This is a genomic window from Deltaproteobacteria bacterium (genome assembly GCA_020848745.1).
Lineage (GTDB): Bacteria > Desulfobacterota > Binatia > UTPRO1 > UTPRO1 > UTPRO1.
In genome coordinates this window covers 196558-218885 of record JADLHM010000110.1, presented here as the reverse complement: position 1 = coordinate 218885, position 22328 = coordinate 196558, and the positions used below count along the sequence as shown (strand labels likewise).

At 71.5% G+C, this 22328-nt stretch carries 20 protein-coding genes; 12 read left to right on the top strand and 8 right to left on the bottom strand.

What is annotated here, in order from left to right; genetic code table 11:
• Positions 1-4 precede the first annotated feature (4 nt).
• The gene (locus tag IT293_17145) at positions 5-2152 is read left to right on the top strand and encodes a hypothetical protein (protein MCC6766389.1); all 2148 of its coding nucleotides are present in this window, start codon (positions 5-7) and stop codon (positions 2150-2152) included.
• Between the two features lie 7 nt (positions 2153-2159).
• Here the strand turns inward: IT293_17145 and IT293_17140 are convergent, their stop codons facing one another.
• Entirely contained in the window at positions 2160-3185 is a 1026-nt protein-coding gene (locus IT293_17140) for a sigma-54-dependent Fis family transcriptional regulator (protein ID MCC6766388.1), read from the bottom strand.
• A gap of 195 nt (positions 3186-3380) precedes the next feature.
• On the opposite strand from IT293_17140, the gene IT293_17135 reads away from it, so the two are divergent.
• Positions 3381-4265 carry a hypothetical protein gene (locus tag IT293_17135; protein ID MCC6766387.1) on the top strand — a complete coding sequence of 295 codons (885 nt, stop codon included), beginning with the start codon at positions 3381-3383 and terminating at the stop codon, positions 4263-4265.
• A 45-nt stretch (positions 4266-4310) separates the two neighbouring features.
• Here IT293_17135 and IT293_17130 read toward each other — a convergent pair whose 3' ends face one another.
• A complete protein-coding gene (locus IT293_17130; protein MCC6766386.1) occupies positions 4311-5024 on the bottom strand; it encodes an SOS response-associated peptidase in 714 nt (237 codons plus the stop codon).
• Between the two features lie 65 nt (positions 5025-5089).
• On the opposite strand from IT293_17130, the gene IT293_17125 reads away from it, so the two are divergent.
• Complete coding sequence (locus IT293_17125) at positions 5090-6253, top strand: cobalamin-independent methionine synthase II family protein (protein MCC6766385.1); 1164 nt, start codon at positions 5090-5092, stop codon at positions 6251-6253.
• A gap of 213 nt (positions 6254-6466) precedes the next feature.
• On the opposite strand, the gene IT293_17120 is transcribed toward IT293_17125, so the two are convergent.
• The 3 genes from IT293_17120 to IT293_17110 are packed head-to-tail and all read right to left on the bottom strand — an operon-like array spanning position 6467 to position 9035.
• On the bottom strand, positions 6467-7243 hold the full coding sequence (locus tag IT293_17120; GenBank protein ID MCC6766384.1) for an SDR family oxidoreductase: 777 nt from the start codon (positions 7241-7243) through the stop codon (positions 6467-6469).
• Entirely contained in the window at positions 7240-8064 is an 825-nt protein-coding gene (locus IT293_17115) for an SDR family NAD(P)-dependent oxidoreductase (GenBank protein MCC6766383.1), read from the bottom strand. The genes IT293_17120 and IT293_17115 overlap by 4 nt, the downstream gene beginning before the upstream one ends.
• Positions 8061-9035 (bottom strand): NADPH:quinone oxidoreductase family protein, encoded by a 975-nt coding sequence (locus IT293_17110; protein ID MCC6766382.1) that lies wholly within the window; start codon positions 9033-9035, stop codon positions 8061-8063. Before IT293_17110 ends, IT293_17115 begins: the two co-directional genes overlap by 4 nt.
• Before the next feature lie 182 nt (positions 9036-9217).
• On the opposite strand from IT293_17110, the gene IT293_17105 reads away from it, so the two are divergent.
• Positions 9218-9934 (top strand): 1-acyl-sn-glycerol-3-phosphate acyltransferase, encoded by a 717-nt coding sequence (locus tag IT293_17105; protein MCC6766381.1) that lies wholly within the window; start codon positions 9218-9220, stop codon positions 9932-9934.
• Between the two features lie 77 nt (positions 9935-10011).
• Here the strand turns inward: IT293_17105 and IT293_17100 are convergent, their stop codons facing one another.
• Positions 10012-10377, bottom strand: coding sequence for an HIT family protein (locus IT293_17100; GenBank protein ID MCC6766380.1), 366 nt, complete (start codon positions 10375-10377; stop codon positions 10012-10014).
• A gap of 135 nt (positions 10378-10512) precedes the next feature.
• On the opposite strand from IT293_17100, the gene IT293_17095 reads away from it, so the two are divergent.
• Complete coding sequence (locus tag IT293_17095; protein MCC6766379.1) at positions 10513-11559, top strand: hypothetical protein; 1047 nt, start codon at positions 10513-10515, stop codon at positions 11557-11559.
• 120 nt (positions 11560-11679) lie between these two features.
• Here IT293_17095 and IT293_17090 read toward each other — a convergent pair whose 3' ends face one another.
• Together IT293_17090 and IT293_17085 are read right to left on the bottom strand one after the other, a co-directional pair.
• Positions 11680-12081 carry an MGMT family protein gene (locus IT293_17090; protein MCC6766378.1) on the bottom strand — a complete coding sequence of 134 codons (402 nt, stop codon included), beginning with the start codon at positions 12079-12081 and terminating at the stop codon, positions 11680-11682.
• A gap of 79 nt (positions 12082-12160) precedes the next feature.
• Positions 12161-14632, bottom strand: coding sequence for a metallophosphoesterase family protein (locus IT293_17085; GenBank protein MCC6766377.1), 2472 nt, complete (start codon positions 14630-14632; stop codon positions 12161-12163).
• Between the two features lie 241 nt (positions 14633-14873).
• On the opposite strand from IT293_17085, the gene IT293_17080 reads away from it, so the two are divergent.
• From IT293_17080 to IT293_17050, 7 genes are all read left to right on the top strand, one after another.
• On the top strand, positions 14874-15392 hold the full coding sequence (locus IT293_17080) for a CAP domain-containing protein (protein MCC6766376.1): 519 nt from the start codon (positions 14874-14876) through the stop codon (positions 15390-15392).
• Between the two features lie 12 nt (positions 15393-15404).
• Positions 15405-16148 carry a hypothetical protein gene (locus IT293_17075; GenBank protein ID MCC6766375.1) on the top strand — a complete coding sequence of 248 codons (744 nt, stop codon included), beginning with the start codon at positions 15405-15407 and terminating at the stop codon, positions 16146-16148.
• Positions 16149-16337: 189 nt separating this feature from the next.
• Complete coding sequence (locus tag IT293_17070) at positions 16338-16943, top strand: PadR family transcriptional regulator (GenBank protein MCC6766374.1); 606 nt, start codon at positions 16338-16340, stop codon at positions 16941-16943.
• The gene (locus IT293_17065; GenBank protein MCC6766373.1) at positions 16940-18406 is read left to right on the top strand and encodes a polyprenyl synthetase family protein; all 1467 of its coding nucleotides are present in this window, start codon (positions 16940-16942) and stop codon (positions 18404-18406) included. Before IT293_17070 ends, IT293_17065 begins: the two co-directional genes overlap by 4 nt.
• Entirely contained in the window at positions 18403-20958 is a 2556-nt protein-coding gene (locus IT293_17060; protein ID MCC6766372.1) for an ABC transporter permease, read from the top strand. The genes IT293_17065 and IT293_17060 overlap by 4 nt, the downstream gene beginning before the upstream one ends.
• A 3-nt stretch (positions 20959-20961) precedes the next feature.
• Positions 20962-21678 (top strand): ABC transporter ATP-binding protein, encoded by a 717-nt coding sequence (locus IT293_17055; GenBank protein ID MCC6766371.1) that lies wholly within the window; start codon positions 20962-20964, stop codon positions 21676-21678.
• A gap of 73 nt (positions 21679-21751) precedes the next feature.
• Positions 21752-22225 (top strand): pyridoxamine 5'-phosphate oxidase family protein, encoded by a 474-nt coding sequence (locus IT293_17050; GenBank protein MCC6766370.1) that lies wholly within the window; start codon positions 21752-21754, stop codon positions 22223-22225.
• The last annotated feature ends 103 nt before the right edge of the window (positions 22226-22328 follow it).

Genomic DNA, 22328 nt, shown 5'->3' with positions numbered 1-22328 from the left:
TCGCGTGCGCCGACGACTCGCTCTCGCCGGCGCGCTCGCGCTGCTCGTGCTCTCGACCGTGCGCGCCCTCGCCGCCGGGCCGCTCTTCGTCAACGACGCCGGCGAGCCGCTCGTATGGCAGGCCCGGCCGGTCCCGTGGAGCTCGGACCGCGGCGGCCTCGGCGTCCTCGACGAGACGGCTGCCCGCCAGCTCGTCGAGGACGCCTTCGCGCTCTGGGCCGCGGTGCCGACCGCCAGCATCTCCTTCAGCGACGCCGGCGCATTGCCGGTGGACGTCGGCGCGACCGACGTCGGCCTCTTCATCGGCGTCTGCGACGACGGTCTGAGCCCGATCGTCTTCGACACCGACGGCACGATCACCGACGCGCTCTTCGGCGCCGGGGCGTCGAACTCCATCCTCGGGTTCGCCGGGCCCGAGTGCGGCTCGTTCTCGCCCCCCGCGATCACCGAGGCTTCGGCGGTCCTCAACGGAAAGTTCATCGACGGCATCGCGAGCGGCGGCAATCCCGAGGTGGACCTCGACACCTTCCGCGGCGTGATGATCCACGAGCTCGGCCACTACGTGAACCTCGACCACTCGCAGATCAACCTGATCGAGGCCTTCGACGGCACGACCGCCGGCGACGACGCCATCGCGACCATGTTCCCCTTCGTCGTGAGCGGTGCCGAGACGGCGACGCTCGCCCGCGACGACGAGGTGTCGCTCTCGGTCCTCTACCCCGCCGCCGACTTCCGCACGACGACCGCGACCATCACGGGCGAGGTCCGCCGCGGCGACATCGACGCGCCGTTCCGCGGCGCGTTCGTGATCGCCCGCAACGTCGACGATCCGCGGCGCGATGCCGTCGGCTGGGTGTCCGGCGCGCGCTACGTGCCGGGCAGCGTCGCGCCGGAGGCCGCCGCGCTCGTCGGCGCCTACGAGCTCGCGGGCCTGACGCCCGATGGCCGCTACACGGTCGAGATCGAGGCCGTGTCACGGCTCTTCACCGGCGGGTCCTCCGTCGGACCGCTGAGCCCGCCGGCGACGCTGCCGGGTCCGCCCGAACAATGGAGCGGCGATGACGAAGCCGCGACCAATCCCCCGGACGACCCGAGCACGCCCGGCGTCGAGATTCCCGTCGCCGCCGGCGAGCTCGTGAGCGGCGTCGACGTAGTCCTGAACGTCACGCCGCCCCCCGCAAACGACGTCTGCGACGACGCGACCGACGTCACGAGCTTCCCCTTCACGACGACCATCGAGACGCGCCTCGCGACGAGCGCAGCGGACGACCCGACGCCGAGCTGCGTCGTCACCCCGAACCCGAAGGCGTCGAAGAGCGTCTGGTTCCGGCTCGTCTCGCCCCTCGCCGGGACGCTCACCCTCTCCACGGCCGGCAGCGACTACGACACGGTGCTGGCCGCCTTCACCGGGACCTGCGGCGCCGTCGCGGGCGTCGGCTGCAACGACGACGGACCGAGCGGCTTCGCCGCCGTCCTCACCCTGCCGGTCGCCGCCGACACCCCGTATCTCGTGGGCGTCACCGACTTCGCGTCGACGGGCGGGACGCTCGTCTTCACCGCGACCTTCGAGCTCGCGCCCCCGCCCGCGTGCCGCGCCGGCGCGCCCGGCGAGTGCATCCCCGGCACCGGCGCGCCGCGCACCGACTGCGTCACCGAGTGGTTCGTGCAGCCGGTCCCGCCGCTCACCAGCGCCCGCCCCGGCGCGCGGAACGTCCCGCGCTACCGCGCGAGCTGCGTCGACGGCGACCCGCGCTGCGACTTCGACGGCAGCACCGCCAAGAACGGCCGGTGCGTCTTCCACGTCGCGATCTGCGCCAACAACGTCGACCCACGTCCCGCCGCCCGGCGCTGCATCCCGTCGGCGCTCGGCGAGTACCGCCTCCTCGCGCCGAGCATCCGGCGGCCGCGTGACGCGGCCGACGCCGCGAACGCGGCCAAGTTGCTCGCGGCCGTGGCGGGCCTCGGGGTCCCGCCCGCGCCGACCGTCAGCGACGACCGCGTCGCCTTCGCCCCCGCCCTGGCGACGCTCGATCGCTGCACGACGCTGCAACCGATCGTGGTGCCGATCGGAACGCGCGTGCTGCGGAGCCGCGCCCTCACGCCCGGCAAGCGGAGCGACACGGATCAGCTCCGCTTGCGCTGCCTGCAATAGACGCGCGTCAGCCGGCGGCGCCGAACCGCCGCCGGACCGCCGCCGACGGCGGCCGGAACGTCGCGCACTCGAGACCGCGGTCGCGCAGCCGCTTGTAGAGCGTCGGGCGGCTCACGCCGAGCTCGCGCGCCGCGCGCGTCACGTTGCCGTCGCAGCGGCGCAGGCACTCGACGAGCTCGGCCGCCCCGAGCGCGACGACCGTCCGCGCGCTGCGCGCCGCGAGCGCGAGGCGCACGTCGGCAGCGCCGATCGCCGGGCCCTCGGCGTAGAGGACGACCTCGCGGACGACGTTCTCGAGCTCGCGCACGTTGCCTGGCCACGGATAGGCGGCGAGCGTCCGCCGGGCCGCCTCGTCGAGCGCGAGTCCCGGCCGCCCGAGGTCGCCGACCGTCCGCGCCACGATCCGATCGGCGAGCTCCATCACGTCGTCGGCGCGGTCCCGGAGCGGCGGCACCTCGATGACGACGCCGCTCAGCCGGTAGTAGCAGTCGGCGCGGAAGGCCCCGCGCTCGACGAGGTCGCGAAGGTCGCGGTTCGTCGCCGCGACCACGCGCACGTCGACGACGACCGGCCGATCGGCGCCTACGCGCTGCACCTCGCCCTCCTGGAGGAGCCGCAGGAGCTTGCACTGGAGGAGCGGCGGCAGCTCGCCGATCTCGTCGAGGAAGAGCGTGCCCCCGTCGGCCTCGGCCGCGCGACCGAGCCGTCGCCCGATCGCCCCCGTGAAGGCGCCGCGTTCGTGCCCGAACAGCTCGGCGTCGATGAGCTCGGCCGAGAGCGCGCCGCAGTTCACCGGCACGAACGGGCCGTGGCGACGCGGACCGCCGCCGTGGATGGCCCGCGCCAGGAGCTCTTTGCCGGTGCCGGTCTCGCCCTGGAGCAGCACGGGCACCGCCGTCGGCAGCACGCGCACCACGCGCGCGCGCAGCCGCTCCATCGCCGGGCTTCCCCCGACGAGCCGGGTAAGCCCGCCCGCCGACGGACCGCGCGGCGTCGCGGCCCGCGCCTCTTCGATCACCGTGAGCGTCGCCATGCGGCCGACGCTACGCATCCGCCGTGTACGGTCGCAACGCGACGAGTAGCCATCGGCCGCCACGCCGGGCGCGAGAACGCCGCCGGAGGCGCTCCACGCGGCGGTAGCGCCCTCCGGCAGCGCACATGCGCGCGCGCTTTCCGGGTTGACTACGTCGCCGCCCGCGGGCAGATGAGGAACAAGGAGGATCTGCCCATGAAGTGCCGTCCGTCCATCGCCGTCGCCGCCGTCGCGCTCCTGCTCGGAGCCGCCACCGTCGCCGCCGCGGGCCAGCGCGCGTGTGTGCGCGAAGCCAAGAAAGATGCCAAGGATTGTGCCGCGAGCTGCAAGGAAACGCTGCAGACCGCCAAAGACGCCTGCCTGAATCGCGATCACGCCTGCGTCGAGGTGTGCCGTGCGAACCGGTCGCAGTGCCGGCTCGACAGCGGCCTCGACGCCCTGATCGACGCCTGCAACGACGCCCTCGAGGCGCGCCGCGCCGAGTGCCGCGCCAACAACCCGCCCGGCGACGATCGTGACCTCTGCATCGACCGGGCGCAGGTCGACGCCTTCGAGTGCCGCGACGCCGCACGCGAGCTCGCGCGGCCGTTGCTGAAGCAGTGCCGTAAGGCCTTCCGCGCCTGCGCCAAGGCCTGCCCGGCGCCCGACCCCGCCGATCCGGCCCTCGATCCGAAGCAATGCATCCGTGACGCCAACGCCGCCGCCAAGGTGTGCGGTGCGGCGTGCAGGGAGGAGCTCCAGGTCGCGAAGGACGACTGCCGCAATCGCGACCACGATTGCATGGAAGCGTGCCGCGCCGATCGCACCGCGTGCCGCGCCCCGGTGCGGGCCGAGTTCGACGCCGCGCTCGCGGTCTGCGCCGCCGATCGCGCGAGCGGCATCGACGGCTGCGTCGCGCAGTTCCCGCCGCCGCGCGACCCGGCCGCGCAGCTCGCCTTCGATCAGTGCGTGGACGGCGTGCAGGTGGCGGCCTTCGTCTGCCGCGACGCCGCACACGAAGCGGCCCGCCCAGGGATCCTCGCGTGCCGGCAGGCGTTCCGCGCCTGCGTCGACACCAATTGCCCGGTGCAGGCCGAGTAACGTCGGGCAGGGAGGCCGGCGCGCACCGCCGGCCTCCCGGATTTTCTAAGGAACCCGGCCCTCGCGCCCCGCGGACGGCACGAGCGGTCGGATGCACTCCGGTCCGTCGTGGCGCGGCGCGTTCACGAGCTTCGAGACCGGGTACGCCTCCATCGCGTCCTCGGGATGGGGACGCAGGAGCGCCACGAGGTCGGCGGGCGACGCGGCGCGCGCGAGCCACGTCGCGCGCGCCGCGCGCGGCACGATCACCGGCATGCGATCGTGGATCGGCGCGACCACGCCGTTGGCGTCGCACGTCACGATCGCGCAGCTGAGGAGCGGCGTCCCCTCCTCCGACGTCCAGCGGTCCCACACGCCGGCGAACGCGAACGGCCGCCGCGAGCGCAGACGGATGAACCACGGCGCGCGCTCGGCGCCGCTCCGCCGCCACTCGTAGAAGCCGTCCGCCACGACGAGACAGCGCCGGCGCGCGAACGCGGCGCGGAAGGTGCGATTCGCGGCGATCGTCTCGGCGCGGGCGTTGATCGCGCGCGGTCCGCCCTTCGGGTCGCGCGCGAACCACGGCACGAGCCCCCAGCGCATGAAGCCCGCCGCCGGGGTGCCCGCTTCCTCGAACGCCGCGCTCCGCGCGACCACGAGCACGTCCTCGCTCGGACACACGTTGAAGCGCGGCGCCGGCGGCGCGAGGGCGTCGAGCCCGACGCCGAACTCCTCGGCGATCGCCTGCGGTGGGCTCGAACGGGTGAAGCGGCCGCACATCGTCGCCAGCGTAGCGCAGGCCTCCCGCTCTTGACACCGCGGGCGCGGACGACGAGGGTCGGCGGATGCTCGCCAGCAGCGACGAGATCCTGACCACCCACGCCGGCAGCCTGCCGCGCCCCCCGGAGCTTCTCGACCTGCTCGTGCGGCTGAGCCGGCGCGAAGTCGTCGACGACGTCGCGCTGGCGGCGGCCGTCGAACGCGCCACGCGCGACGTCGTGGCCAAGCAGCTCGCCGCGGGCATCCACGTCGGGAACGACGGCGAGCAGCCGCGCGAGAGCTTCGTCTCCTACGTCCAGCACCGCATGAGCGGCTTCGGGGGCGCGGGCCAGCGGCCGGTCATGCGCGACATCACGCGCTATCCGAGCTTCCTTCAACTGAAGCTCCCGGACTTCGGCCGCACCATGGTGAGCCTCATGAACACCCCGCAGGCGATCGGGCCCGTCACCTACACCGAACGCCGCCACGTCGAGGAGGAATGCGCGCTCCTGGCACGCGCCACGGCGGACCAGCCGCGGGGGTTCCGCGAGTGCTTCATGACCGCGGCCTCGCCTGGCATCGTCGCGTCGGCGATGCTCAACGCCTCCTACCCCACGTACGGGGAGTACGTGACCGCGGTGGCCGACGCGCTCGCGACCGAGTACCAGGCCATCGTCGCGCACGGCTACGTGCTGCAGATCGACGCACCCGATCTCGCGATGGAGCGGCACACCTCGTACGCCGATCGCCCGCTCGCCGACTTCCTGCGCTTCGTCGACACCAACGTCACGGCCCTCAACCGGGCGCTGCGCGACATTCCCGAGGAGCGCGTACGGCTACACGTCTGCTGGGGCAACTACGAGGCCCCGCACGACGACGACGTCCCGCTCGCGGAGATCCTGCCGCTCCTCTACGCGGCGAACGTCGGCGCGCTCGTCGTCTCGCTCGCGAACCCGCGCCACGCCCACGAATGGCGCTGCTTCCGCGACTACCCGCTGCCGGCCGAGATGCTGCTCATCGCCGGCGTCGTCGACCCGACCACCAACTACGTCGAGCACCCCGAGGTGGTCGCCGACCGCATCGAGCGCGCCGTCGAGGCGGTCGGCGATCCGCGCCGCGTGCTCGCGACGCCCGACTGCGGGTTCGCGACCGCGGCGGGGCTCGGCGAGGTCGCCGAGGAAGTCGTGTGGCTGAAGCTGCGCGCGCTCGTCGAGGGCGCGCGCCTCGCGAGCCAGCGTCTCTTCGCCTGAGAGGCTGTAAAAAAATCCCCTCCCGTCGCCGGGCTTCAGAGCGCCGTCGCATCGCGGCGTCGCAAGTCCTCGGAATACCTTCCAGGTATTTCTGCGGGTTGCTCCTTGCGCTGCTCGGCGCTCTTCGCCCGGCTCGGTCCGGGGATTTCTTCACAACCTCTGAGCCGGCGCGAGAACAGTCGTCGCCGATGACATGCGCCGGAGGCCCGGCGATCAGAACCGCAGGCTCCCCGTGTTCAACCGGCCGCCGCCGTCGACGTGGATGACGGCGCCATTCACGTATCCCGCCCGGTCGGACGCGAGGAAGGCGACGACCTCCGCCACCTCCCGCATCGTGCCGATCCGGTTCACGGGAATCCCCCTCACGGCCCGCGCCCGGAGATCGTCGGGCATCATCTGCATCAGCTCGGTCGCGACGAGGCCGGGAAGCACCGCGTAGCACGTGATGCCGTCGCGCCCGTGCTCGAGCGCCACGGTCTCGGTGAGCCCGAGCAGGCCGGCCTTGCTCGCCGCGTACCCGGACTGATTGCGCCAGCCGCCCGTCGCCGCGATCGACGAGATGTTGACGATGCGGCCCCAGCCGCGCTCGGCCATCGCGCCGATCACGGCCTGGATCAGATTGAAGGCGCCGCCGAGGTTCACCGCGAGATCGCGCTGCCAGTCGGCCCGCGGCATCGCGGCGACCGGCGCGACGTTGTGGACGATCGCGGCGCAGTTCACGAGCACGTCGATCGGGCCGAGCCGCTCGGACAGAACGCCGACGCCGGCACGCACGGCGTCCGCGTCCGCGACGTCGAACACGGCCGCCTCGGATCGACGACCCGAGGCGCGGATCCCGGCGGCGGTCTCCGCCGCCTCGGGCAGCACGTCGTTCACGCCGACGGCCGCTCCACGCTCGGCCAAGAGCACGGCGATCGCGCGACCGATCCCGCGCGCCGCCCCGGTCACGAGCGCGGTCCTCCCCGCCAGGTCCCGGGCGTCGCCGCTCACCGCGCCTCGCCGCGCAGGGTGCGCACCGGGCGGCCGAGCTCCTCGAGCAGCCGCGCGCTGTAGGCGACGCGGCCGTTCGTCGTCTTCGGATCGCAGCACGAGAGCGCCAGCGCCGCCTCGGCGATCACCTCGACCGGCTCCACCATCGACGCGGGAATCCATTGGTCGATTCCCTTCGCCCGCACCCCCGGCGTGAGGACGGCGGCGACCGGCGCGAGCGCGTTCACCGCGATGCCCTCCTCCGCGAGCTCCGCCGCGAGTCCGGTCGTGAAGCGGTTCAGCGCCGCCTTGCTGCTGGCGTAGAGGAGATGGCCGCCGAAGCGCTCCCAGTCGACGAACGGCGGTCCCGACGGGTGCTCGGCGGTCGCCGACGAGACGTTCACGATCCACCCGCGCCGCCGCGCGCGCATGTCGGGGAGCACGAGCTGACAGAGCTCGAACGGCGCGCGCACGTTGCACTCGAACGTGCGGGCGAAGTCGCGGGCGGTGAAGGCCTCGAAGACGCGATACGGTCCGGTCGCGGCGTTGTTGACGAGGACGTCGATCGGACCGAGAGCGGCGCGCGCCTCGGCGACGATGCGCGCGCGCGACGCCGCGTCGAGCACGTCCCCCTGGATCGCAACCGCCCGCCCCCCGGCGTCGGTGATGCGCGCCACCGTCTCGCGCAGCGTGCCCGGGAGCTTCGGGGGGTGGCTGTCGAGGCTGCGCGCGACGGCCGCGACCGCCGCGCCGGCGGCGGCGAGGCGCTCCGCGATGGCCGCGCCGATGCCCCGGCTCGCGCCCGTCACGAGCGCGACCTTCCCCGCGCACTCCCCGCTCACGGGACCAGGACGACCTTGCCCTTCACGCGTCGGGCCGCGAGATCCCCGAGCGCGTCGGCGACACGCGCGAGCGGATAGGTCGCGGAGATGCGCGGCTTCAGCTTGCCGGCCGCGTACCAATCCATGAGCTCGCGGATGTTCGCCTGGTGCCGCGCGGGGTCGCGCATGGTGAACGAGCCCCAGAAGACGCCGACGATCTGCGCGCCCTTGAGCAGCACGAGGTTCAGCGGGATCTTCGGGATCGGGCCCGCGGCGAAGCCGATCACGAGGAAGCGCCCCTCCCAGGCGATCGAGCGGAAGGCCTGCTCCGAGAAGTCGCCGCCGACGGGATCGTAGACGACGTCGGCGCCGTTGCCGCCGGTGAGCGCCTTGATGCGCTCCTTCAGGTCTTCCTTGGAATAGTCGATGCCCTCGTCGGCGCCGTGCTCGCGGCAGACCCGGAGCTTCTCGGCCGACGAGGCGGCCGCGATCACCTTCGCGCCCATCGCCTTTCCGAGCTCGACCGCGGCGAGGCCGACGCCGCCGGCCGCGCCGAGCACCAGCAGGGTCTCGCCCGGCCGCAGCGCCGCGCGGTCCTTTAGCGCGTAGTGCGACGTCCCGTAGGTGAAGAGGAATGCCGCCGCGACGTCGAACGGCATGGCGTCCGGGATCGGCACACAGAGCCGGGCGTCGATCGCGAGCTCCTCGGCGAACCCGCCGAACCCGGGGGCGCCGAGCACGCGGTCGCCGGGCTTCAGTGTCGTCACCTGCGCGCCGACCTTCCGTACGACGCCCGAGATCTCGCCGCCGGGCGAGAACGGCAGCGGCGGCTTGAACTGGTACTTGTTCTCGATGATCAGGAGGTCGGGGAAGTTGACCCCGCACGCCTTCACGTCGACCAGGACTTGATGATCGGTGATCTCGGGCGTCGGCAGCTCCTCGACGACGAGACGTTCCGGCGGTCCGAACTCCTTGCAAACGACGGCGCGCATGCGTGTCCTCCGAGGCGCGGTTGTTACCGCCCCGGTTTCACCGACGCAAATCACGGCGACGACCGACGTCGGCACGCCGCCGGCCCGACCGCGGGTGCGGACGCGCCCCGATCCAGCCCCGACGCGGGCCGCCCTGCCGCCGTTTCCCTTACGCCCCGATCACCTCTATACCTCCGCGGTCCATGTTCAGAGACGCGTTCGGGCGGCTACGGGTGATTCGCTGGGGGATGATCAATCTCGGTGGGTATCTCACCGTCCTGCAGCTGCGGGTCTTGAACCGCCTGCGGATCGAGGGCGTCGAGATCCTGAAGCAGCTGCCGTCGCGCGGCGTGCTGCTGGTCTCGAACCACTTGACGCACTACATGGACTCGATCGTCGTCTTCCACTCGGTGAGCTATCTCCGCCGTCCGTACCTGATCTGGCCGCGCACCGACCTCTACATCGTGGCCGCGCTCGAGACGATGCGCTCGCAGGGCTGGCTGCCGCGCATGATGGCCTACAACGGCACCATCTGCGTCAAGCGATCCTGGAAGGAAGGCGACCGCGCGGTCCAGCGCCCGGTCGATCCCGAAGACGTCCGCAAGATCGGCACCGGCCTCGACGGCGGCTGGGTCCTCACGTACCCGCAGGGCACGACCACGCCGGGGGCGCCGGGGCGGATCGGCTGCGCGCGCATCATCAAGGAGTTCCGGCCGATCGTGGTTCCGGTGCGGCTCGACGGGCTGCGCGAAGCGTTCGACAAGACCGGGCTCAAGCTGCGCAAGCTCGGGAGCGAGCTGAGCATCCGTTACGGCCGGCCGCTCGACATCGACTACGACGGGTCGCTCTCCGACATCCTGCGAACGGTCATGCTCGGGATCGGCGAGGCCGATCCGGACGCCGTGCGCGCGAGCGCGTGACCGAAGCCGCCAGGCGCCGTCCGCGCTGACCACGCAAGCCGAGCGCGGACCGAAGTCCGCGAGCGGCTTCGACACGATCAGCGACGGGTCGGAATGACGTGACGCACCCCGCCGCGCGGGTCGGGATGGTCGCCGGCATAGCGCGGGATCAGGTGGAAATAGGAGTGCGCCACCGACTGGCCGGCGGCCGCACCGTCGTTCACGCCGATGTTGTAGCCGTCGGGGCGGTGTTGCTTGGCGAGGTGCTCGCGCTCGCTCCGCAGGAGGGCGTGGCAGGCCGCCACTTCGGCGCTCGTGAGATCGAAAAAACTCTCGCTGTGACGCTTCGGGATGACCAGGGTATGGCCGGGGGACGCGGGCTCCAGATCGCGCACCACCACCGCCAGCTCGTTCTCGGCGAGCACCCGATCCCCCAGGTCACAGAAGGGACACTCGTGGCTCATGGGTCGCTCCTTACTGATGGGTTGGGTCTTGGGCAGGCCTCCCAGGTTAGGCGAGACCGCCGCCTCGATCAAACGACGCCCCCAAACGACGCCCCGGCTCGACGACCCGGGGCGAGTATGCCACACGCACCCGTCATGACGCGTTCGCCCCTCCTCGCCCCGACCCTGCTCTCCGTGGCGCTCGCCGCGGTCGGCTGCCAGAGCGCGCCGACGACCGGCAGCAGCACGCCCGCGAAGGCGACGGCCTCGCCGACCCGCAGCGCCTGGACGCGGATCGAGCCCGGCGTCGGCGCGATCCGGGTGATCGTCGTCGATCCGCGCGACGGCAAGACCGTCTACGCCGCGACGACCGACGGTGTCCTGAAGAGCACCGACGGCGGCGCGCGGTGGCAGCACACCGGCGCCCTCGAGGTTCGCAACACCCGCGCGCTCGCGCTCGACCCCCAGGCTCCCGACGTGCTCTACGCCGGCTCGGCCAACGCGATCGTGTCGAAGTCCGTCGACGGCGGCGCCACCTGGCGGGCTCTCGAGGTGCCGACGGCGAAGATCGTCCCGGTGCGCGCGCTCCTCGTCGACCCGGCGAGCTCGCAAACCGTCTACGCCGCGATCCCCCGCTCCGGCGTCCTCAAGACGACCGACGGCGGCACGACCTGGAAGCCCGTCGTTCAGGGGCTCACCGAGCTCGACGTGCGCGCCCTCGCCATCGATCCGAGCGCGCCCGCGACCATCTACGCCGGCACCAACGGCAAGGGCATCTTCAAGACCACCGACGGCGGCGCCAGCTGGCGCGCGAGCAACACGGGCCTGCTGAACCTGGTGATCCGGACGCTCGCGGTGGACCCCAAGGCCCCGCAGACGGTCTACGCGGGCTCGAGCGGGTTCGGCGTCTTCAAGAGCACCGACGGGGCCGCATCCTGGAGCGTCGCCGCGACCGGTCTCAAGAGCAAGGTCATCGCGGTGCTCGCGATCGACCCCACGACACCGGCCACGATCTACGCCGGCGCCGCGGGCGGCGCGATGGCGAAAACCACCGACGCCGGCGGGCACTGGACCGACGTGCAGCCGAGGACACGGCGCCAGATCTGGACGATCACGCTCGACCCGCGGGCGCCGCAGACCGTCTACGTCGGCACCGCCGGCGACGGCATCTTCAAGACCACGACGGGCGCCACAGCGGACTGACCGCCGCGCCGACCTCCGCTCCCGCGCCGCGCACCCGGCCGCACGCGGCGCCGCCGGTGCGAGCAACCCCGCGGACAACGCGGGGAAGCTCCGCCGCCGGACGCGACTCGCGCAGAGCGGCTAGAGCTCACCGCGTAGCGTGGTCGTCCACTCGCGGCGCGGGCCCTTCCAGCGCACGGTCGTGAAGTCGACGTAGCCGCGCCGGTCGAACACGACGCCCTCGGCCTCGAGCATCTCCTGCTGGATCCCGGCCTGGAAGCCGTCGCGGTGGGTGCAGCGCCCGGCGGCGCCGATCACCCGCTGCCACGGCACGGCGTCGACGTCCGCGTCGCGGAGCGCGCCGAGCGCCGTGCCGACGGCGCGGGCGCCGCGCGGTTGCCCGAGAATCGCCGCGACCTGGCCGTAGGTCGCGACCTTACCGCGCGGGATGCGCCGTACGAGGCGGTACACGAGGCGATGGAAGGGCGGCGCGTCGCGGCCCCGCGCCCGCGCCAGCCGCGCCCGGCGCGGGCGCGCGATCATCGACTCGCCGGGAAAGCGTCGGCGCGCGGTCGCCATGCAGAGGCGCTCGTAGCACGCGTGCGCGCCGGACGCCCGCGCGTCAGTCGGCGCGGTCGACGAGCGATTTCGCGGAGTGCCGGCTCGCCGGCGGCGAGTAGCCCGACTCCCAGCACACGCCGTCGCTCGACTGGAGCTGCACCGTGAGCGGCAGCGCCAGCATGGCGAGGCTCGGCATGTCGAGCAGCGGTCCGCGGCCGCGGATCGCCACGCGCGCGGCGTTCTCCTTGCTGCCCTCGCGGAGGTCGAGGGCTTGCACGGCGCCGACCGCGCGGTCGGGATTGCGATACGAAAATCCGCGGCGCACGGCACGCCAGCACGCCCGCTCGGTCCGCGAACCGCAGACGCCGCCCGCCGGGGCGACGGCGGCGAGCACGAGCGACCCGCCGCCATCGTACACGCAGAGCCGGTAGGAGGTCGTCGCGAGGGGATTCCCGAAGACGCTCCGCAACACCGCGGATCCGCGACTCCAGCGCCAGGCGACGCCGTCGTTCTTGTCGGGCGTCCGATCGGTGAGCGTGAGCGCGCCGCCGTCCGGCCGGAGCGCGCGACGACACCCGAGCATCGCCAGCGCCGGACAGGCGGTCGTCTCGTTCCCCGGCGTCACCGTCGGGACCGGGAGCACGTCCGACGTCGCCGTCGGCGTCGGCACGAGCACTGAGCTGGCCGTAGGGCTCGGCGTCGGGACGAGCGTCGGAGTAGGGACCGGAGTCGCGGTGCGGGTCGGCGCCGAGGTGGGCGTCGGGGTGGCCGTCGGAATCGCCGTGGCCGTCCGGGTGGCCGTCGGCGTCGCCGTCGGGGTCGCCGTGGCCGTCCGGGTCGCCGTCGGCGTCGCCGTCGGGGTCGCCGTGGGCGTCCGAGTCGCCGTCGGGGTCGCCGTGGCCGTCCGGGTGGCCGTCGGGGTCGCCGTTCGCGTCGGGGTGAGCGTCGGCGTCGCACTCGAGACAGGCGTCGCGGTCGCGGTCGGCGTCGCGGCGCCATCGGTCAACGTCCAGCTATCGAACGTCGTCCCGTCCTCGTCGACGCCGGTGACCGTGAGCGTCGTGTTGTCCGTGAGCGTGACGTACCCGAAGGAGTACTTCCGGCTGTAGCTGCACAGGTCGTTCTGCCCGTTGTAGCCGCAGCCCGTCTGCACCCACGGCGGTTGCCCGTCGGCCGAGCGACACACCTGGCCGCCCTCGTCCGTCGGCAATCCGCCGATCGCGGTCGCCTGGCCGTCGAGCTGCCCGCCTCCGCCCCCGCACGTCACGTAGTACGTGCCCTTGCCGTCGATGTTCGGCGCGACCGCGGACGGATCGCTCGTGGCGGACGACCCGTCGAAGTCGTCCATAAAGCGCGTCCTCTCCCAGAAGTGCTCGTGCCCGTCGAAGACGACGTCGACGCCGCAGTCCTCCGCGATCGGCCCGATGCGAAAGCGGGTCGGCATGTGGCTGCCGCTCGCGTTCCGACGACACACCCCGCCCGTTCCACAGTCCGCGTCGGCGCGGCAGCCCATACCGATCCCGGCGCTGCCGGCATGACACCATCCGTTCCCACACGAGTACGGCAGGTGATGCACAAAGAGGAACTTCCACTTCTTCGTTGCCGTGACGCTGTTCGTGCAGAGGACCTCGCGGAGCCACGCCTTCTCGTCGGCACCCGTCGCCCAGTCTTGCGCGCCCGTCGGTCCCCAATTCGTATTCGCGACCACGAACAACGCATCGCCGGAGGTGACGTAGTACCATGCCTCCTCGCGATCGCCGCCGATGTGCCCGTTCGTCGGCGCCGCGAAGATCATCTTCTGCGGCGTCGACGGCCAGACGGTCAGGTCCGCATCGCCGAGCTCGTTGCCGACCGAGCCGTAGCGTAGATCGTGGTTGCCGATCGTGAAGAACGCCGGGGTGCGCTCGAGCGTCTCCCGGAAGATGCCGAGGACCTTGCTCGACCAGCTCGTCACCGTGTTGACGCCCTGGGAAGTGCCGTACTCGTTGTCGCCGACGGTGATCAGGAGATCGGGATTCCTGGCCGCGATCTGGTTGGCGATCTTCTGCGACGGGCAGGTGCCGCTCGCGTAGCACCAGGCCCCGCCGTCGTAGGCACCGAAGTCGCCGACGATCGCCCAGCTGATCGTGCTGGTGGCGCCGGCGGGCGCCTGGAGCGTCTCGAAGCCGACCGAGGCGCTCACGGGCCGCACGACCGCGCCGTTGGTGCGGAGCTGGTAGTGATAGGTGGTCCCCGGCGTCAGGCCGGTGAGGTCCACGCGGTGGCACGTCCCGGGGTCGCCGAACTCGCACGCCGGCTGCCCCTGCTGCTTCGCGCTGCCAAGCGCGGTGGTGGTCCCGTACTCGACGACGTCGTCCTCCGTGGCGGCCTCGTCGGTCCACCAGAGGATCGTCATGGTGGTCGGATCGTTGGCGGGGTTCTGGACGATGGGTCCACACCCAGGCGCGGCGCCCGGGCAGACGATCGCGACCGCCCCGGCGGCGGTGGCCGAGGTCACGACGAGGCAGAGAGCGAACACGGCGGTCCGGATCATGGCGTCCACGCGGAACACTGGAATCGGATCAGTACGGACGGGAGCCTCCGCGTCGACCGATCCGCCGCGACCACGCGCCACGCCGCCTCAGGCTCCGCGGGAGCGAGTATGCGCCATTGCGCGAGACGGGCCAAGGGACGCGGCCTTCGGACCCGGGGGACGAGGCCGCGTCGCGCGAGGCCGGGTATCGGGTGTCTCGTTTGCCGGCGCCGCCGCGGAGCTGATAGACGACGACGCTTCCGTGACGCGACCCGACGCGCGGCCGCACCGGCGGCGACGAGCTTGGCACGTCGGCGTGCTGGCGTGCGCGCTGATCGTCTCCGGGTGCGCCGTCGCCGACGGCCGCTCCCTCGCGATCGCGGCGGCCGACGCGGCCTCGTCGCGTCCCTGCCCCGCCGCCGACGCGAGCGGCGTCGTGACGCGCGTGAACGAGGCGCGCCGCCGCGCCGGACTCCCCGGCCTCGGCAGCGACGCCAACCTCGCGCGCATCGCCGCCGCGCGCTCGGCCGGGATGGCCTTCGAGAAACGCCTCTCGCACAGCGGCTGGGAGCACGCGCTTCGCCGCGCCGGCCTCCGGGACGACCAGATCGGCGAGAACGTCGCCTACAACTACGCCGATCCCGAAGCCGTGATGGCGGGGTGGATGCGGAGCCCAGGCCACCGCGCCAACATCCTGCGGCCCGCCTTCAAGCGGATCGGCATCGGCTGCGTGATCGACGAGCGCGGCCACCGCTGGTGGACGCAGGACTTCGCCGGCTGACCGCGGCTTCCCATGCCGACGCCGAGCGACCGCGACCTCTTCCTGCAACGCCTCACCGACCCGCGCGCCGTCCCGATCCTCGCCCGCAACGCCATCCCGGTGATCGGCGTCTTCGTCTTCGGCTGGTCGGTGCTGGAAGCGATCGCCGCCCTCTTCCTCGACGCGCTCAGCACGCTCTGGGTGGTCGGCGCCGTCGCGTCCTACTTCGGAGCCAAGCAGTTCGACTACGGCGAGACCGGCGTCCTGGACGCCCTGCACTTCTGGGCCGGCGTGCTCGGGATATTCGTCTTCGTGGCGGGCATCCTCACCTTCGCGCTCGCGGTGCCGACGGCGATGCTGCTGCCGGTCGCGCTGAGCGCCGACGTGGACCCGTGGACGCTCGTCACGAACGGCTGGCTGCCGCGCGCGTTCGGCCTCATGGTGGCGTGCCAGATCCCGAGCTTCGCGCAGCGCATCCGGGTGGCGCAGGCCTCGGGGCTCCCGCCCGAAAAGCTCGGCCTCGACGGCGAGATCGGCTTCCTCCTCCACCGCACCGTCGTCCTCACCGCCGTCGGCTCGTCCCTCGCCGTGTTCGGCGCGTACGGGCTCCCGCTCCTCGTGATCGTCGCGCAGACGATCAGCGCCGCGACCGAGATCATGCGCGACCGCTACATCGGCTACCTCGTGGCGTCGCGGCACGCGCCGGCCGCCGCCGGGACGCCGCCGATCACGCAGCGGGCGCGGCTCCGGCGCTGGCGGAAGCGGAAGCGCCGCTGACAGTCGGCGGCCGGCGAGCGCTGCAGCAGTTGCCATGCTCCGTCCGTGCTTCGAGCCGGAACCATATATCCGCTCTATCTAGTCTCCTCCGGACGCTTTTCGTTGACACGCGGCCGGCCTCCCACCAAAGATCCGCCCGCTCGAAAGCCCCCTGACTGCCAGGCGCCCGCGGCCTAGTAAGGAGCTTGCATGCTGCTGCGCTACGCGATCCTCGGCCTCCTGGATGGGCAGGAGCTCCACGGCTACCGCATCAAAAGCGTCTTCGAGGACCGGATCGGCCCCGCCTGGTCGTTGAACTTCGGACAGATCTACCAGACGTTGAAGGACCTGCGTCGGCGCGGCCTCGTCGAAGGCCGCTTCGATCAGGGTGACGGCCACATCGGGCGCTGGGTCTATACCGTCACGGCGAAGGGACGGCGCTCGCTCGATACGTGGCTCAGGCGCTCCCCGAAGCAGCCCCAGCCGATCCGCGACGAGATCTTCATCCGCCTCCTCGTGCTCGACCGCAAGGATCGCGACGCGTCGCTGAATCAGGTGGCCCGCCAGGAGCACGTCTATCGCGAGCACTTGACCCACCTGACCGTCCATCGCCGCAGCCTCGAACCGGTGAACACGGAAGAGCGTCTGCTCAACTCGCTCGCCGCCGACGCGGCCCTCTTCCACGCCGAGGCCCACCTGAAATGGCTCGAGCATTGCCGAGCGACGCTCCTCGCCTGGCAGCCGAGTGACGACCCGTCAACGGTCAAGGGTTCGCTCTCGGCGAAGCCGACACGCCCGTCGAAAGCACCTCGATGACCGGGGTCGACGACTTCGTTCGCGCGATCGAGGCGCACATGCGCGTCGCGATCGTGAGCTCGCCGATCACGGCGCCGGCCTCGCGCCTCCTCGACGCCGGCGGGAAGCGCCTGCGCGCGCGGCTCGTGTGGTGGGCGGCCGCCGCCTGCCGAGAGCCGCTCCCCGCCACCACCGAGCTGCTGATTCGCGCAGGCTCCGCCATCGAGCTCGCACACCTGGGGTCCTTGATCCACGACGACCTCGTGGACGGCGCCGAGACCCGGCGCGGAGTCGCGACGCTCCATCGCACACACGGAGCGCGCGCGGCGACGGACGCCGGCACCGCGATCGCCCATCTCGCCAACGAGCTCGCGGCCGGACTCGGTATCCATGCCCGCCGGGCGGTGCGTCGAGCGCTCCTCGCAACGTGCCGCGGTCAGATCCGCGAACTCGCCGCGCCGTTCGTTGCCGTCGCCCCCCGCACACGCCTCGCCGTCATGCAGGAGAAGACCGGGGCGTTCTTCCAGCTCGCGGCCGATCTCGGCGCCATCCTCGTCGGCGCCGACCGAGCATCCCGCGCGGCGGTCGCGCGTTTCGCCCGCCGATTCGGGGTCGCATTCCAAATCGCCGACGACATCCTCGATCTCACCGGCGACCCCGCCGATCTCGGCCGCACCAACGGCGCCGATCTCCGCGACGGCGTTCTCACGCTGCCCATTCTTCTCACGAACGATCCGGAGCGGCGGCTGCCGCCGCTGCTCGAACGCATCCGGCGCACCAGAGATGCGAGTGCCGTCGCCGGCTGCGCCGCGCTCGTGATCCAAGGTGGCGGAGTCGCCGCCGCGAGTGCGGTCGCCGAGTGGTGGCTCGGGCGCGCCGTCGAAGCCCTCGCGAGCCTCCCGGGGCGGGAAGCCTGCGACCATCTGGTCGCGCTCGCACAGACTGGCATCATGCGGGGGCTGCGCGTTGCCCTGCCGAGGTTCGCGGATGAGTCTCACGCTCCCCGAAGGCAGCCGTCCGCGGCATCGTTCGTGATCCGACACACGCGCCGCGATGCGGACATCGCGCCCAAGGTGCCGCCCCGGTTGGTTCACGTCCTGGATTGGCTCCATCCGAGCCTCTCCGTAATGGCCGCCTCCCGAGCGGCGGATCGCGTGGTCGACGCGCACCGGATGCGTCTTCGTGAGCACCTCTGTGACGGACGACGATGGTCGCCGGACGCGATGCTCGCGGCAGAGGCAATCGCGCTCGCGCACGCCCTCGCCGATGAAGACAGCTTGGAGCGTGATCCCGTCCGGACGCTCGCGCTCGTCGATGGGCTCCATTGCGCGGCGATCGGATTCCTGTCGATCGCACCCACGTCGCGGGAGCACGCCCAGATGGCGGCGCGAGCCCGGCGGCTCGTAGCGGACCGCGAGCCGTGCGACCAGCCACCGGAGCTCCGCCGCCCCCACGGGCAGCCGGTGGCGCATCTCACGGCGTGACCGCGCTCCTCTTCACCGTCAGCCTTCCGTATCTCCGCGCCCACGCCGGCCGCATTCTCCTCACGCTGCTCGGCGTCGTCATCGGCGTCCAGGGCATGGTCGCGATGGGCGCCCTGAACCATTCCATCATCAAGAGCTTCGAAGCCGGCCTCGAGGCCATCGCCGGCAGCGCCCGCCTTCAGATCGCAGGTCCCGAGACCGGGATTCCCGACACGCTCGCCGAGGACGCGCTACGCGTTCCCGGCGTCCAGAGCGCCGTCGCCATCGTCGACGGCTCGCTGACCTCGGCCGATGATCCTTCGCTCCGGATTCGAACCTTCGGCATCGACCTCTTGAGCATGGTCGGCACGCGCAGCCCACAATTTCCGCGCGAGCACGTTCACATCGCCGACGAGTTCGGCTTCGTGAATTCCCTCGACTCGATCGCGCTCGGCGCGCCGCTCCTCGAGCGGCTCGGCGTCAAGGTCGGCGGCACCGTTCGGCTCGCGACGCCGAGCGGCATCCGGAACTACGTCGTCCGGGGGACGCTCGACGACGTCGGCCCCACCAAGCTGTTCGGAGGCCTCGTCGCGCTGCTCGATCTCCCCGTCGCCGAGACCGTTTTCCTGAGCCCCGGACTCGCCCAGACGATCTACATCCACAACGACCCCGCGGCCGATGTCGACGAGCTTGCCGGTCGCCTGCGTACCGCCATCGGCGATCGCGCCCGCGTCGAGCGCACCGAGGCGCGCGGTCAGCAGATGGACGCCCTGCTCGGCAGCGTCCGCGTCGCCCTCTCCCTCGCCAGCCTCGTCACGATGATCGCGGCCTTCTTCATCATCTACGAAACCATCGCGATCTCGGTGGAGCAGCGCCGCCGGGAAATTGCCATCACCCGCTCCCTCGGATTCACGCGCGGCTCGATCGCGGGCGTGTTCATCCTCGAGTCGTTGATCCTGGGACTCCTCGGCGCGGCGGGCGGCGTGGTCGGAGGCTACATGCTGGCGCGCCTGTCGCTGACGACGGCGGTCGCGGGTATCAGCGGGATGTACTTCACGGTGGCGCCGGGCGAGGTGTCGCTGCCCTTCGCAGCAACGTCGATCGCTATGCTCGTCGGCATTGCGGTCTGCATCGTTGCCGGCCTGATCCCCGCAATCACAGCCTCTCGTGAGCCCGCGGCTCAGGTCCTTCGATCTGCCTCTGGAACATGTACCGAACCGGGGTCCGTTCGTGGAATGCGCATCGGGATCCTAGCCATCCTCGGGGCACTCGTAGCCCTGACGAGCGACCTCCGCCTGGAGAGCGCGGAAATGAAAACATCCTGGATCATGCTCGGGCATTCATTGTTGATCTTCGGGGTGTCGTTCCTTTCGCCTGCGTTCGTTCGCTTGGCGTCGGCCGCAGCGACCTGGTTCGGCGCGCGATCCGACCTCAGCGTCAGCCTCGCCACGGACTTCTTCGTTCGGCGCCCGCGTCGCGTGGCGGCAGCGGCCTCTGCGATCATGGTCGGCTACGCCCTCGTCGTCGTGCTGGGCTCGGTGGTCCACAGCATAAACGCAACTATCTCCCAGTGGCTCCACCTGACGTTCGGTGCCGACATCAGTGTCGGCACGACCCCTGGTTTGAACAGCGCAAGTTTTGAATCTAGCTTGGCTGACAAGCTACGTGGATTGCCAGGAGTAGCGTCCGTGGAGGCTTATCACAAAGGGTTGTTCATCTACGATGGCAAACCCGTGGTCATCTCGGCTTTCGACCGCGAGGGTCAACCAGGTCGCAGCCCCCTGTTGCTTGTTCGCGCCTTACCGGATCCGTATGAGGCTACTGCGAGAGGTTTCTCGGTCATCGTGAGCGAGAGCTTTTCCTTTCGATATGCCGTCGATCTGGGCGACTCGATCCCCCTCGACACTCCGTCCGGCCGGCGGTTTTTTCGCGTCGTGGGCATCGCCAGAGACTACACGATGGATGTGGGCACGATTCTGGTCGATATCCGGGTCTACCGAGACCTGTGGCGTGACTCTCGCCTGACCTACGCTCATGTATGGCCGGAAGTCGGCGCCGATATTCACGCGCTCCGTGACAAGGTGAACGAAGTGGTCGCAAACCACCCGACCGTCACAGTCGTCACGAATACCGAGTTCCGACGAGAGGTCGAAGGTCGGGTCGACGGCTTGCTTCAAGTCCTGGGCTCGCTTCAGGTCTTCTCCTGCGCAATCGCGGTCCTCGGGGTAGTCAATTTCCTGTTGGCGGCGCTGCTCGATCGACGCCGGGAGATCGCCGTCCTTCGGAGTGTCGGACTGACCGCTCCGCAAATCCAGAGATCCGTGATGATCGAAGGTGGAATGGTTGGCGCGACGGGAGCCGGTTTGGGCGTCCTTGCCGGAATACCCGCCTCATATTTCATGGTGAAGCACTCGATGCCGGTAGCCATGGGATGGTCCCTCGACTTCCGCTTCCCCCTGGTCCTTGCGCTCACCACCCTCATCGCCATCACCGTCGCCGCGGCTCTTGCCGCCTACTTTCCGGCGCGACAGATCACCCGGGGGACGATCCTGGCCGGGCTGCAGATGGAGTGAGGCATGCACGAGATCCTGATTCGGCTCGATGGCGTGGAGAAGGTGTTCGAGGCGGGGGCGGGAACCGTGCGCGCGGTCGACCATCTCGATCTCGGGATCCTTCGGGGTGAGTTTCTCACGCTGACGGGACCGAGCGGGTCGGGGAAGAGCACGGTGCTGAACCTCCTGGCCGGGCTCGACACGCCGACCGCCGGCGAGATCACGATCGACGGCCGGCGCCTCTCGGCGATGACGGACGACGATCTCACCATCTTCCGCCGCCGGAGGCTCGGCATCATCTTCCAGTTCTTCAACCTGCTGCCGACGCTGACGGCCGCCGAAAACGTCGCGCTGCCGCTCCGCGCCGACCGCCGGCCGCGGGCCGAGATCGCGGAGCGGGTCGCCCGGGCGCTGGACTCCGTCGGCATGGGACATCGCGCCCGTCATCGGCCCGGCGAGCTGTCGGGAGGCGAGATGCAGCGGGTCGCGATTGCGCGGGCGCTCGTGATCGATCCGGTCGTGCTCCTCGCCGACGAGCCGACCGGCAACCTCGACTCCAAGATGGGCCAGGACATCCTCGAGTTCGTGAAGGGCATGAGCGAACGGACGGGAGTGACGGTGGTGCTCGTGACCCACGACCTGCGCGCGGCCGCCTACGGCGACCGCATGATCACGCTCCGCGACGGCCGCATCATCGACGAGGTGACGGGACCGCATCATCAGGTCGCCCACCACGCTTGACGGATCCGTCGCGTGGAGCAGGCGGCGGTCGCTGCTGGCCGCCAGCCGCCGTTCGCGGCATAGTGCGCGCCGCATGTCGCTCGCCGCGCTCCAGGCGCTCCTCGATCGCAGCGCCCGCACGGCGACGCCGGCGGTCGCCGACTCGGTCGCCTACCCCGGCCGGCAGATGACGGCGGCGGAGCTCGTCGAGTTCTGGAAGGGCGCGCGCGTGATGGCGATGACGACGGTCGGCCCGCACGGCCAGCCGCATTCGGCGCCGGTGCACTCGACCCTCGAAGGGGCGACGCTTTCCCTCGTGATCTACGACAACACGGTCCGCCGCGACGACTTGAGGACCAACCCCCGGGTCTCGTTCACCACCTGGAGAGACGGCGCGGTGGCGATCCTCTACGGCCGGGCGCGCGAGGTGCCGGGAAGCCTCCGCGAGACGCGGCCGGGTCGGAGCGGGACGCCGCGGAAGGTCGTGACGATCGCGGTGGAGCTGACGCGCGCCTACGCCATGCGCGCGCCCGAGCCGGCGCCCGGCGCGCCGCCGCCGCGAAGCTGAGCCTCGCGCACGCCATGGCCGCCGACGCGCCCGAGCGCCGCCTCACCTGGACGTCCTTCCTCGTCCGCCTGATCGTGGCGCTGATCGTGGCGACGCCGTTCGT

Bases quoted from the DNA above. Each gene is read 5' to 3' on its own strand.
- IT293_17140 (MCC6766388.1), bottom strand. From the start codon at position 3,185: ATGGCGACGCTCACGGTGATCGAAGAGGCGCGGGCCGCGACGCCGCGC.
- IT293_17135 (MCC6766387.1), top strand. From the start codon at position 3,381: ATGAAGTGCCGTCCGTCCATCGCCGTCGCCGCCGTCGCGCTCCTGCTC.
- IT293_17130 (MCC6766386.1), bottom strand. From the start codon at position 5,024: ATGTGCGGCCGCTTCACCCGTTCGAGCCCACCGCAGGCGATCGCCGAG.
- IT293_17125 (MCC6766385.1), top strand. From the start codon at position 5,090: ATGCTCGCCAGCAGCGACGAGATCCTGACCACCCACGCCGGCAGCCTG.
- IT293_17110 (MCC6766382.1), bottom strand. From the start codon at position 9,035: ATGCGCGCCGTCGTTTGCAAGGAGTTCGGACCGCCGGAACGTCTCGTC.
- IT293_17105 (MCC6766381.1), top strand. From the start codon at position 9,218: ATGTTCAGAGACGCGTTCGGGCGGCTACGGGTGATTCGCTGGGGGATG.
- IT293_17100 (MCC6766380.1), bottom strand. From the start codon at position 10,377: ATGAGCCACGAGTGTCCCTTCTGTGACCTGGGGGATCGGGTGCTCGCC.
- IT293_17095 (MCC6766379.1), top strand. From the start codon at position 10,513: ATGACGCGTTCGCCCCTCCTCGCCCCGACCCTGCTCTCCGTGGCGCTC.
- IT293_17090 (MCC6766378.1), bottom strand. From the start codon at position 12,081: ATGATCGCGCGCCCGCGCCGGGCGCGGCTGGCGCGGGCGCGGGGCCGC.
- IT293_17085 (MCC6766377.1), bottom strand. From the start codon at position 14,632: ATGATCCGGACCGCCGTGTTCGCTCTCTGCCTCGTCGTGACCTCGGCC.
- IT293_17075 (MCC6766375.1), top strand. From the start codon at position 15,405: ATGCCGACGCCGAGCGACCGCGACCTCTTCCTGCAACGCCTCACCGAC.
- IT293_17070 (MCC6766374.1), top strand. From the start codon at position 16,338: ATGCTGCTGCGCTACGCGATCCTCGGCCTCCTGGATGGGCAGGAGCTC.
- IT293_17065 (MCC6766373.1), top strand. From the start codon at position 16,940: ATGACCGGGGTCGACGACTTCGTTCGCGCGATCGAGGCGCACATGCGC.
- IT293_17055 (MCC6766371.1), top strand. From the start codon at position 20,962: ATGCACGAGATCCTGATTCGGCTCGATGGCGTGGAGAAGGTGTTCGAG.
- IT293_17050 (MCC6766370.1), top strand. From the start codon at position 21,752: ATGTCGCTCGCCGCGCTCCAGGCGCTCCTCGATCGCAGCGCCCGCACG.